The 11,100-nt window shown below is 27.8% G+C and carries 12 protein-coding genes and 1 pseudogene; 5 read left to right on the forward strand and 8 right to left on the reverse strand.

Annotated features, from left to right (window positions below; all coding sequences use genetic code 11):
• Positions 1-165: 165 nt before the first annotated feature.
• Positions 166-321: a hypothetical protein gene (locus tag V6137_RS19390; protein ID WP_425449616.1), complete on the reverse strand. Its 156-nt coding sequence runs from the start codon at positions 319-321 to the stop codon at positions 166-168.
• A gap of 124 nt (positions 322-445) precedes the next feature.
• On the reverse strand, positions 446-1,333 hold the full coding sequence (locus V6137_RS19395) for a LysR family transcriptional regulator (RefSeq protein WP_425449617.1): 888 nt from the start codon (positions 1,331-1,333) through the stop codon (positions 446-448).
• Between the two features lie 239 nt (positions 1,334-1,572).
• Here V6137_RS19395 and V6137_RS19400 point away from each other — a divergent pair, with 239 nt between their 5' ends.
• Positions 1,573-2,328, forward strand: a complete 756-nt coding sequence (locus tag V6137_RS19400) for a tRNA threonylcarbamoyladenosine dehydratase (protein ID WP_425449618.1) — start codon at positions 1,573-1,575, stop codon at positions 2,326-2,328.
• A 148-nt stretch (positions 2,329-2,476) separates the two neighbouring features.
• Here V6137_RS19400 and V6137_RS19405 read toward each other — a convergent pair whose 3' ends face one another.
• Complete coding sequence (locus tag V6137_RS19405) at positions 2,477-3,193, reverse strand: CBS domain-containing protein (protein ID WP_425449619.1); 717 nt, start codon at positions 3,191-3,193, stop codon at positions 2,477-2,479.
• Positions 3,194-3,357: 164 nt separating this feature from the next.
• Between V6137_RS19405 and V6137_RS19410 the strand changes: the two genes are divergently transcribed.
• On the forward strand, positions 3,358-4,776 hold the full coding sequence (locus V6137_RS19410) for a hypothetical protein (RefSeq protein WP_425449620.1): 1,419 nt from the start codon (positions 3,358-3,360) through the stop codon (positions 4,774-4,776).
• A 97-nt stretch (positions 4,777-4,873) separates the two neighbouring features.
• On the opposite strand, the gene V6137_RS19415 is transcribed toward V6137_RS19410, so the two are convergent.
• Entirely contained in the window at positions 4,874-5,113 is a 240-nt protein-coding gene (locus V6137_RS19415; RefSeq protein WP_425449621.1) for a LexA family protein, read from the reverse strand.
• A gap of 4 nt (positions 5,114-5,117) precedes the next feature.
• Positions 5,118-5,381 carry a hypothetical protein gene (locus V6137_RS19420; protein WP_425449622.1) on the reverse strand — a complete coding sequence of 88 codons (264 nt, stop codon included), beginning with the start codon at positions 5,379-5,381 and terminating at the stop codon, positions 5,118-5,120.
• Positions 5,382-5,623: 242 nt separating this feature from the next.
• On the opposite strand from V6137_RS19420, the gene V6137_RS19425 reads away from it, so the two are divergent.
• Positions 5,624-5,824, forward strand: a complete 201-nt coding sequence (locus V6137_RS19425) for a hypothetical protein (protein WP_425449623.1) — start codon at positions 5,624-5,626, stop codon at positions 5,822-5,824.
• 281 nt (positions 5,825-6,105) lie between these two features.
• Here V6137_RS19425 and V6137_RS19430 read toward each other — a convergent pair whose 3' ends face one another.
• Positions 6,106-6,549 (reverse strand): GNAT family N-acetyltransferase, encoded by a 444-nt coding sequence (locus tag V6137_RS19430; protein ID WP_425449624.1) that lies wholly within the window; start codon positions 6,547-6,549, stop codon positions 6,106-6,108.
• A 205-nt stretch (positions 6,550-6,754) separates the two neighbouring features.
• Positions 6,755-7,814: pseudogene (locus V6137_RS19435) on the reverse strand (GerAB/ArcD/ProY family transporter).
• 908 nt (positions 7,815-8,722) lie between these two features.
• Between V6137_RS19435 and V6137_RS19440 the strand changes: the two are divergent.
• Complete coding sequence (locus V6137_RS19440) at positions 8,723-9,160, forward strand: hypothetical protein (RefSeq protein WP_425449625.1); 438 nt, start codon at positions 8,723-8,725, stop codon at positions 9,158-9,160.
• 108 nt (positions 9,161-9,268) lie between these two features.
• The gene (locus V6137_RS19445; protein ID WP_425449626.1) at positions 9,269-9,883 is read left to right on the forward strand and encodes an ABC transporter ATP-binding protein; all 615 of its coding nucleotides are present in this window, start codon (positions 9,269-9,271) and stop codon (positions 9,881-9,883) included.
• 168 nt (positions 9,884-10,051) lie between these two features.
• On the opposite strand, the gene V6137_RS19450 is transcribed toward V6137_RS19445, so the two are convergent.
• The gene (locus tag V6137_RS19450; RefSeq protein ID WP_425449627.1) at positions 10,052-10,588 is read right to left on the reverse strand and encodes a hypothetical protein; all 537 of its coding nucleotides are present in this window, start codon (positions 10,586-10,588) and stop codon (positions 10,052-10,054) included.
• Positions 10,589-11,100 lie beyond the last annotated feature (512 nt).

The raw sequence follows: 11,100 nt of genomic DNA on the forward strand, positions 1-11,100 counted from the left end.
GATTTTGCCGCCGACTTCCTTCAGATTCCACCTCACGGTGGACACCCTTGTCTTCAGCTAGCACCTATATCACCTTCGGTGTTCGGGACTTTCACCCTATAGACTGTGTCCATGCTGGGCACACATACAAAAAGAAGCCATAAAATTATGACTTCTTTTTCCCCACTATTTCTTACTACATCTCTTACATACCTTTATCTCGTTTCCTTCCTTATCAGTACTATCCCATAAAACTTTAACACCTGTTCTTTTACAAATAGGGCATGTACCTCTCCAACCTTCGCTCTTCTTTATATGTCTTCCCCTATAATTTTTTGCCATTTGTAATCCCCCTTTAATTTTCATCTATAATTATAGATATTAGTTCAAAGAGACATTTATTACATTTTTCATATAATAAAATATAGTATTTTCTATAATATTTAAGTCGTAATCAATTAATAATTTATATCAATTCTCTTTTACAAAATCCAATAAAATCATCCCTAAAATCTCCACATACATCATCTAAATATATAAAATTAAACTCTCTAATAATATCAAAATCTTCTATGTCCACAGATTTTATGCTCCCACTTTCAATAGATGACTTTATGGCTTCCTTCGATATAATAGTCACCCCTAAGTTTGATTTCACCAATGATATAAGAGCAGTTATATTTCCTATTTCCATATAGATATCTATATCATCGAGACTATAACCTGATTTTAGAAGATGATTTTCAAATACTTGCCTTGTTCCCGAACCATGTTCCCTTAATATTAACTTATCCTCTAATACCTCTTCTATATTTACAGACTTTCTATTGGCAAATTTATGTTTTGATGATACCGCTAAAACTAATTGGTCATATTTAAACCTATTATAATTTATCTTAGTTTTATTAAAGGGGCCCTCTATTATTCCAAAGTCTATGGTACCATTATATAGTTTTTCTATTATTTTTTCCGTATTATTTACATGCAGTAAAATATCTATATTTTCATTTTCCTTTCTATAATCTCCTATTATTTTAGGTAGTACATATCCACCTATGGTCAATGTGGCACCTATATTATATTTTTTAACTATTGACTTTTTATTTTTAAGTTGATTTTCCACTAACTTACTTAATCGATCTATTTTTTTGGCATATTTATAAAGTAGTAGCCCTTCCTCAGTTAGTTCCATATTTCTTCCTTTTTTACATAAAACTTTTACACCATAATAATTCTCCAATGCCTTTATATGCTGAGATATGGCAGGTTGAGTTATATTTAATATATTTGCCGCCTTTGTAAAGTTTTTAGTTTTAGCTACAGTTATAAACGTAATTAGTTTTATATCTACCATTGCTATTACTCCTCTTTCAAATTAATATTAAGCCTTAAATGAACCCAAATCTACTTTACGTAGTATCATTGATAATTTAATAAGTAGAACCTAACTATTTATCTATATTACTTTAATCCTATAAATATTATAGTATAGTATTCTAAATATTTATAGATACTTATATTATTGACCTCATTATAAAACTGTGGTAGTCTTATTTTTACCGGAATAAAATTATATTTTGAAAGGGTGTCACTATGCTACATGAATTTTCGAGAACAGAGATGCTAATAGGTACTGAAGGATTAAATAAATTAAAAGAAAGCACAGTTGGTATATTTGGCATAGGTGGTGTTGGAACCTTTACTGCTGAAGGTTTGGCTAGAAGTGGTGTAGGTAACTTTGTTTTAATTGATGATGATGATATTTGCCTGACCAATATAAATAGACAAATCCACGCAACAAGAAAAACCGTTGGTAAATCAAAGGTTGATGTTATGAAGGATAGAATTTTATCCATTAATCCAAATGCCAATATAACTGTATATAAGGAGTTGTATAATACCGATAGTGCTGAAAAACTTCTTAATCATGATTATGATTATATTGTGGATGCTATAGATATGGTTTCTTCAAAACTTGATTTAATCGAGAGATGTAACCGAAAAAATATTCCTATTATGAGTAGTATGGGTGCTGGTAATAAATTAAACCCAACAATGCTTGAGGTTTCTGATATATTTAAAACATCAGTTTGTCCATTGGCTAGAGTTATGAGAAGGGAGCTTAAAAGAAGAAATATAAAAAAACTTAAGGTAGTATATTCTAAGGAAAAACCTCTTACACCCCTTAATGTAGGTGGAGATTGTAAAAGTGACTGTATTTGTCCAAATAAGGATAGAACCTGTGTAGAAAGAAGACAAATCCCTGGAAGTGTATCCTTTGTCCCTTCTGTAGCAGGACTTATTATAGCTTCTGAAGTTGTAAAGGATATTATTAATTATGGAAAATAATAGAATGTTATAAATATGACATAATTCTTCATATTTTATTAACAACTTAGACACAATTTTATGTTATTATATATATATCCCCTACTCAATCCCCCTTGAGTATGATAAAGATAATTGTAGCAGATGGAGTACTCCATCTGCTATTTTGCTATTTAGTCTTATTATATAAGTCCCATTCTGTTACCATTCCTAATAATTTTCCCTTTTGGCTACCGTCAGAGGTTATAAATAGAGCTATTAATTTATGGTTATTTTCATTTTCTCGTCTAAATAATTCTTCTATTTCAAACACAGTTGTATCTGTGGCAACAAAATCAAAGTTTTCCTTTCTATATGTATCAAGGGTAGCATATTCCATAAAGTCTTTTATTGTAGTTTCTTCTGTTATTATGGGATTTTTTTTATTTATCATATAATATATCAGTGTATTTCCATTAAACACTCCAACAACCCTATCATCTTTTATAATAGGTACCCTAGTTATTAACATTTCCTTCATGGCATTCATTATATCTATTGCGAGATTGTTTGATGTGGCAACTAACAACTTTTGTCGATATGTACATATATCATAAGCAGTTAATGGATTTTTAAGCCTATTTAAAATGTTTTCATAGTTTTCTACAACTTCAGGTAGAGGTTCTGCAATGGCCCTCTCTGCCCCTGTTATTGTTTCATGAACTATGGAGTTCCTAAGTCTTGAGTAACTCTTTAAAATATCTAAGTTCTTCTGTACTAGTTTATTACGTTTGGCTATTATGTTTAAAGCCTTATTATGAGGCATATGGACACTTACACTTAATATCCTTTTTACTTCTCTATCAAAATCATTATATATTTGTAAAAATTTTTCTGCTCTTCCCATATAAAGTCCCCCACTCTGATTTAAGTTAATATAATTATATTTTATATATTTATCTATACCCTATCAAGTATAATCCAAAGAATTTATTTAAATTTCAACAATGTAAATTATTGATGTTATGGTATAATATTTCTATATAACTATATTATAGGGAGGAATGTAGTATGAAAAAAGTAGCTTTATTATGTCTAGTTACAGCTGTGTTATTCAGTTTTGTAGGATGCTCAGATTCCAAAGAAGAGACTACAAATAATATATCAGAAGAAGATAAAAAAGAAATAACTATATTGATGCCTGAACTACCTGAATATTATCAATTAAACTCCGGTGACATTATGAGTAATTTTTATACCAAAACTGACTTTATAAAAGATCAGGCTAAATCCTTTGAAAAGAAAGAGAATATTAAAATAACTATCGATACCATTAAAACTGCCAACGAAGATGACTATATAAAAAAAAGAAATTCAAAGTTGTTTTCCGATAAAGGTTTTGACTTAATTTATGTCTCTTCATGGGTTCCTGAATACTCTCCAACTCCGATAGTTAACCAGGGTTTAGCCTTAGATATAACTGACAAGATACCAAACCTAAAAAATATTATAAAAACCCTAAAAGATAGACACATAGTCCCTTTTTCTTCCTATGTTGATGGTCAAATTTTAAATAAAGATATCATGGAAGACTTATCTATTGAAATTCCCAATAATAAAATAACTATGAATAGTTATCTTGAATCCACTAATGAATATGAAAAACACTTTCCCGAATCTAAAAACATAATATCTGACTATAATTTTAAATTCTCTAAGAGTATTAAAAATAATATACGTATGTCTAATAATAAAATGAGTCTTGATATTAAGTCTATTACTAATGATCTAAAGGATATGAGGGATTATTTATTAAAGGAAAAATATCCTACAATAGATAACTATAATTATTCTAACTATAATAATCTTTTCTTCGATCCTAAATCTAATGAAAAACAAACCCTTTATAATTTTTTTAAAAATAACATAAATGAAGAAAATCAATTATACTTAAGTTCTTTCAATTCATTACAAGCATTTGATACCTTTTACGAAAGATACAGAAGAGAATTTAATGTGAAGCTTATACCCATAAGTACTGTATCAAAGCATTATAGTCAAAGAGAAAATGAACTTATTTTCATTGAAGGATTCATTGTTAATAAAAAAGGAGAAAATATAGATAATAGTATTAAATTTTTAGATTATTTATTAAGTAATGAAGTACAACGTAAGTTAATAGAAAAAACTGCTATTACAGGTCCAGTATTAGAAAATATAGATAGTTCAATAATAGATCCTGCCCAATTAGGATTAGGTGAAGAGGAATTTAATAGTATATTAAAGATAAGAAATAAAGCCATTAAATATATAAATGATAACAATGTTAAAGTTGCCTATAGATCAATTATTAATAATGAAGTTGTACAGGATAAATTATATAAAGCATACTTTGATATCGTTTTTGCTGATGAAGATTATAGTGATGAAGAAATAGAAAATAGACTAAAGGAATTGGAGGGTAAGATAAATATAATTTTAAGTGAATAATAAGATATGGCTTTTTCTAGTTGATTGGTTAGGGGGATTATAAATCCCCCTATAAGAATATCAATGCCCAAAATATGTCAATTTTTTAGAAAAATATCTATATATCCAACAGCTTAACTAGTTTTTTCCCTTCATCTGTAACAACTATGGATCTTGGCATTCTATCATCTCTAATTATACATCCTAACCTCTCAAGTTTATCCATATATTCACATACTTCAGATGACCAATTGACATTTAAACGTTTTTCTATTTCTTCATTAGTGGGACCAATCTCATTCTCCCCTAAATAGTTTATAATCATTCTTAACACTTTTACTTGGTTTTGCGTAAGCATAATCTCATCCCCTTTGCCTATTAGATAAACAGACCCCATATCCCCTTTTACTATATTTTTCTGAAACTATTTTTAAATTCATGGCCGATAGAATCCTATCTGTTTTAAAAGTCCGAATAGCTCCTTTGTCAATATCTATAGCCTTAACTGTCTCTTTTTCTAATTTTAGAACTTGTATCCTTCTTTGACTTATATCCATATCCTTCATATATATGATAGATATTACTTTATTATTGTCAAGTGAATATTTTAATTCATGTTCAATCATAAAATCACCTACCAAATATTTCTTATATTCATTCTACCAGAACATATGTTCCTAGTCAAGTAAAAAAATTAATATATTTTTTATATACCACAGGTTGTATTATTTTCCTTTATATGTTAAAATGTAACTAACAATAATGTTAATAAAACTAACATTATGTGTTTAGGCTTTGGTGTGAGCCTCCCCCTTCTATTGTATATGTTTTGATATCAAAACATATACAATAGAAGGGGGGTGAGATTGTGGAAGAGTCCTTATTAAAAATAATACTTACACTTATTTTTTTAATATCTATAATAGTTTTCGTAAAAATAATAAACAGTAATTCTCGAACAAAAAAGTTTAACATATCTTTTAAAACAGGAAAATTCAAGTTTGAAACTAAAACTGAATATTTCCAAAAAGAAGAAAAAGCCATGGACGCTGAAAAACAACATCAATGACTTTTTCAAATCTCATTTAAACACCATATGTCGAGGTCACCAGCCTCGGCATATTTTTCACTGCCTAAATTTTAACATATAATATAATGTATGTCAAATGCTTTGTTGTTATATTTTAACTTGCATAAAAAACTTTTAACCTAATAATAAGTATATTAGGTTAAAAGTTTTTTGTGCAAGTCCATAGGAATTCTTTTTTATTTTAATATTTCTCAATACACCTTCGTATTTTACTTCCAGCTTCCCATAATATCTCAAAAGATAAACAACCTTTAACCTTACTATTTCATCTGCATATATAATGTATTCGGATAAAATCCAAGTTTTTTATAAAAAGATATGGTAGAATCATTTTCTTGGGAAACGGTGACTCCGATGACTTTAGAGCTCTTTTCTCTAAGCCATTTAATATGTCTATTCATAAGCTCTCTTCCTATTCCCATTCTTCTACTTTCACTATCTACATGTAGTGATTCCACCTCCCCTTTGTCGCCACGGATTGTTGATATGCAGTATCCTACATATTGATTATCTTTTTCAGCAACAGTTATTTTTAACTTATCTTTAGGAAATCCACTAAAAGACTTAGCTTTTTCATCAAATCTAATAAACTGATATATTTCCTTAAAGTGTTTTGAGGTATTCTCGTGATACTGTCTATTTTTTTCCCAAAGTTCTTTAATACCCCCTATTTGTTCAAATGGAATATCATAATATTTAACCATAACCATCGCCTCCCTATTTTTAACATAATTATAGCCTATTCACCAATATAATGCATCCCTTTCTTAAATAATCTATTGAAATTTAATTTTAAAAACAAACTAATTTATAATGTGACACCTAAAAAAACTAAGAAATTTAACATATTTTCTATTTTTATTACTCCTTATCTCTACAACTTTACTTATTTTCTATTTAATTCAAAAATTAATCTTTACTGAACACTATCATTCTCCGTTTTATTTTAACAATTACATATAATAGTACCGGCATTATAAGTTCAAAGGGAACGGCAAAATATCCCCAATAATCAGCAATCCATTGAAACATAACCATTGTGCTTTTATAAAAAACATATGAAAGATTAGCAACAAGCAATCCTATGGAAGTTACTATATTTCTATAATTTTTTAAATTAAATATCTTTGCCGTTCCTCTGCTAATTGCAAGTAACAAAACACTTATTTTTATGAAGCCTCCTATTATAAACGTAATCCCTGATATTATTTCTAACCTATCGATTGTTCCACCTACAGATACCCTTGCAAAAGTTTGATATCCTGGAAAATAGTGAGTCAAAGTTTGATTAACCCCTAATGCTAACACTTCAGATAATGCTAAAATTAGCATTAGGCCACCACCAAATATTAATCCAAGTAAATAAACTTTTTTAAAAGAAGTATTTTCTTTTAATGTTGCAAATATCATAACAAATGTAACAGTTTCTGTTAAAGGAAATAAAACAGTCAGTATCCCACCTTCAAGAACTGGTCTAACTCCTCTGTTTAGAATTGGTTGAAGGTGATGAAACCCCAGATTTCACACCATATATGCATAATAATATTAATATCACATATGTTATTGCTATTGGAGTCTCAGTAAGAGATACAGTAACAATAAAATTATTAAATACACTCATAACAGACATCATATTAGTTGCAACATAGTAAACTAATAGAAAATTAAGTATTTTCCCTAAGATCTTCCCAAAGATATTTTCATTTATATCAAATAGGTCTTTTCGTGGATATAGACTATGTAATTTGGCAAAAATCAGCATATATGGTACGGACATAATTATTCCCAACATTATAGCTATCCAAAAATCTTGTTTTGCTTCCATGCCTCTGGTTAGAACAAATGTCTCTGCTACAATAAATAAAGTTATTAAACATATCCCTTGCTTCTCCGAAACAACTTCCTTTTTCATGTCTACTCCTCCGATATTACTTTTGCTTAGTATTTGCAATTTAAAATTATATATCATATATTTAATTTTAAATTCAATTTCTTGTAAGCCCTTTTGTAACTACAAGGAGCCAATTGTATTCTTTTTTTCCATTTATGTTGACTTAGTAGTTGTTTGTGTTTAAAATGTAATCTAAGGTAATCTTTAGTTTGCATCTTTATACATAAGTTATATTATGGACATGATAAACTTTAATAAATAGATACTTTTAGGGTTAATTACCAATTATATAAGGAGACTACTATTTTTATATTTTAATTGACTTCATTATATTTCTCATTATTCTGTAACAATAATTTTCTTTTTATAGTTATGGTAAAAGAGAGTTTGTTTCTGTAGTTATTTAGCACGATTATCCTTATATAGATACTTCACATAAAGAAAATTCAAGTAGTTGTGTAGAGTACCAAACTACTTTATTAACAAGAGTACATTTTATTGGAATATATTCTCTACTTGTTAATAAGTACCTTATAGGAGTTGAATATTTATATGTATCTAGATATAGTATTTAATATAATAATACCTGTTTTATTAATACTTTATGTTTGTATATACACTTTTTTAAAAAAATCAAACAATTTTAATAATATACTTCTTACCTTTTTAGCAATAAACCCATTAAGAAATAGTATTACTACAGAATATATGCTTATAAACAATATTTTCACCGCTTTATTATATGTATTATATTTTTATAATTTATTCATTTATATTAGAAAGCAATATAATCATAAAGACCCTAGTAAAAAAGATGCAGCCGTAGTTATTATAACTATTATAGCTTTACTGTATTTGTTTAAAATTATAATGGAACTATAGTATATTTGAATAACAAAATATAGTTCAAAAATTAAATATTTCCACGTGTTTCTACTTATAAATATTACTTATATGGAATAAGACCAAGAAGAACGGAGGTAAAGATGAAAAAGAAAAGTTCAAAACCTATAGCTCTTATTGTTTTTTCTATTGTAATTATATATGTGATATTACAGTTTACACCAAAGAAAATAACTACCGTCTTAGAAAAATATGATGCATATTTTAATGATATGGATTCTCTTAGTATAATTGGGGTAGATGCATCAGTTGATGATAGACTTATATATAAGATAGACATCGATGATAAAGATAAAATAGATGCCCTTTATGATTACTTTTCTAAAATTAAAGTCCGAAAAATTTTTATTAATTCGGTTAATAATACATACAGAAATAATCCTAGAAAATATTATTTTACTGGTTTTATGAATTTCACTATAATATCTGAAAAATATCTTACTCTTATGGATGACGACGATGTTTATATTAACCCAGAAGGTTTTGATTTAGAAAAAATAAAAAGTTTAATTGACCAATAGACCTAATGCTTTGAGATTCCCGTTATATAGCAAAGATGGTATCACACCTTATCCTCCTTAGGAATATTATAAATTATGTACCTGTTTTTTTAGAAAGGAGGCATATACATGGAGTCACAATCTATTATGAAAATTAGGAATATTAGCATGACCTACCATACCCTAGATGGAGAGATCGAAACCCTTAAAAATATAGATTTAGATGTTAATAAAGGAGATATCATTACAATAGTAGGCCCCAGTGGATGTGGTAAGTCTACACTATTATCTATAATAGCAGGGCTTGTTAATCCTTCTAAAGGTGAAGTGTTTATAAATGATAAAAAAGTCAATGGTACCAACAAAGATATAGGATATATGTTTCAAAGAGACCATCTATTTGAATGGCGAACTATAATGGGGAATGTTTTAATAGGACTGGAAATACAAGATAAGGTAACTGATGAAAAGAAAAAGTTTGCAGAAAAACTTCTAGATACATACGGACTAGAAGACTTTAAAAATAATTATCCTAATCAATTATCCGGTGGCATGAGGCAACGGGTTGCATTAATAAGAACCCTAGCCATAGAACCTGAAATCCTACTTTTAGATGAACCCTTTTCTGCTCTAGATTATCAAACTCGATTGGCTATAGCTGACGAAATAGGTACCATATTAAAGAAAGAAGGTAAAACTGCCCTTATGGTTACACATGACATAGCAGAAGCTATGTCTGTATAGTGGCGGATAAAAGGCGAAAAAACTCTTAATATTTATAGTAGGTATTTAATAACTTGTCTATAATACTAACATATTTTAATTTTATATTATCATTGTATAAAAATTAAATACTAGGAAAGTCAATTCCTAGTATTAGTTATAACTCAATTAATATGTTTTTCTATTTTTTTACAGCTCATTTATGATTTTGGTTTTAAGTCTAAGTGTATCTATTACTTCTTTACCCTCTATGGAATATTTTATTTTCATACTAATATAATTATCTAAATTAAAATTATATATATGCTCTCTCGCTCTTTTCATTGTTGAAACAGATTTCCCTAAAAAAATCTTATTAGACTTCAAGATATTTTTATTAATATCACTACCATCTTCAATTACATCAAAAATACTTTCTATAGTTTTATCAGTATTTTGCTCTTTTATCTCAACCTTAACTTCTAAATAATCAGTATGTAATTTCTCATCACCAATATATTCTAGAGCTTCACCAGAAAAAATTTTTTTATAGGGGCCCAAAGCCAATATTCCATCTTCAAACTTCCATTTGGAATTTTGCCCCGTTAGTATATATATTTTATCAATATTACTTTTTGAATTTTCTTTATACTTTGACTTATAATCAAAACTAAAATATGCAAAAATAACATTACTTATTATTAATAGTATTATTATCGAAAAAATCATATAATTTTTTTTATACATATATGCCTCCTTCAAGTACTAACTCCCAAATTTTCTCTCAATATTTCCACTTATTAACCCTATAAAAAACAATATTTTAATATACTATTTTAAATTACAATTCACCTCCTTACAAGACTTTTTTATATAATATCATATATACTTCTCGTTTTACAAATAACAAAAGTGAATATACGTAACTATATTCTTTTGTTTCGTTTGTTGTTAACGTTTTTCTATTATTTTAGCTGAACAAATATTCATTATACCCTTAACAACTAACACCTAATTGCATTTTTAGACATATTTTTAGCGTATTTTTATCACTTTTAATTTATTTTTTTACACAATTTCGACAATTATGTTATACTGTGGTTAACATGACATAAAGTTCATGTTAATAATATTAGGTAATGTAAAAAGTTCTATGAAAAACTAATGTTATGGATAATACTGGGATAAACCAGTGGAATTATACTAAGTCCACCGTAGCCGCCCTTGACAAACAGTAATCAAATGATATTTAAAATATA

The organism is Dethiothermospora halolimnae (assembly GCF_037577855.1).
Taxonomy (GTDB): Bacteria; Bacillota; Clostridia; order Tissierellales; family VENL01; genus Dethiothermospora; species Dethiothermospora halolimnae.

Bases quoted from the DNA above. Each gene is read 5' to 3' on its own strand.
- V6137_RS19390 (WP_425449616.1), bottom strand. From the start codon at position 321: ATGGCAAAAAATTATAGGGGAAGACATATAAAGAAGAGCGAAGGTTGG.
- V6137_RS19395 (WP_425449617.1), bottom strand. From the start codon at position 1,333: ATGGTAGATATAAAACTAATTACGTTTATAACTGTAGCTAAAACTAAA.
- V6137_RS19400 (WP_425449618.1), top strand. From the start codon at position 1,573: ATGCTACATGAATTTTCGAGAACAGAGATGCTAATAGGTACTGAAGGA.
- V6137_RS19405 (WP_425449619.1), bottom strand. From the start codon at position 3,193: ATGGGAAGAGCAGAAAAATTTTTACAAATATATAATGATTTTGATAGA.
- V6137_RS19410 (WP_425449620.1), top strand. From the start codon at position 3,358: ATGAAAAAAGTAGCTTTATTATGTCTAGTTACAGCTGTGTTATTCAGT.
- V6137_RS19415 (WP_425449621.1), bottom strand. From the start codon at position 5,113: ATGCTTACGCAAAACCAAGTAAAAGTGTTAAGAATGATTATAAACTAT.
- V6137_RS19420 (WP_425449622.1), bottom strand. From the start codon at position 5,381: ATGATTGAACATGAATTAAAATATTCACTTGACAATAATAAAGTAATA.
- V6137_RS19430 (WP_425449624.1), bottom strand. From the start codon at position 6,549: ATGGTTAAATATTATGATATTCCATTTGAACAAATAGGGGGTATTAAA.
- V6137_RS19440 (WP_425449625.1), top strand. From the start codon at position 8,723: ATGAAAAAGAAAAGTTCAAAACCTATAGCTCTTATTGTTTTTTCTATT.
- V6137_RS19445 (WP_425449626.1), top strand. From the start codon at position 9,269: ATGGAGTCACAATCTATTATGAAAATTAGGAATATTAGCATGACCTAC.
- V6137_RS19450 (WP_425449627.1), bottom strand. From the start codon at position 10,588: ATGTATAAAAAAAATTATATGATTTTTTCGATAATAATACTATTAATA.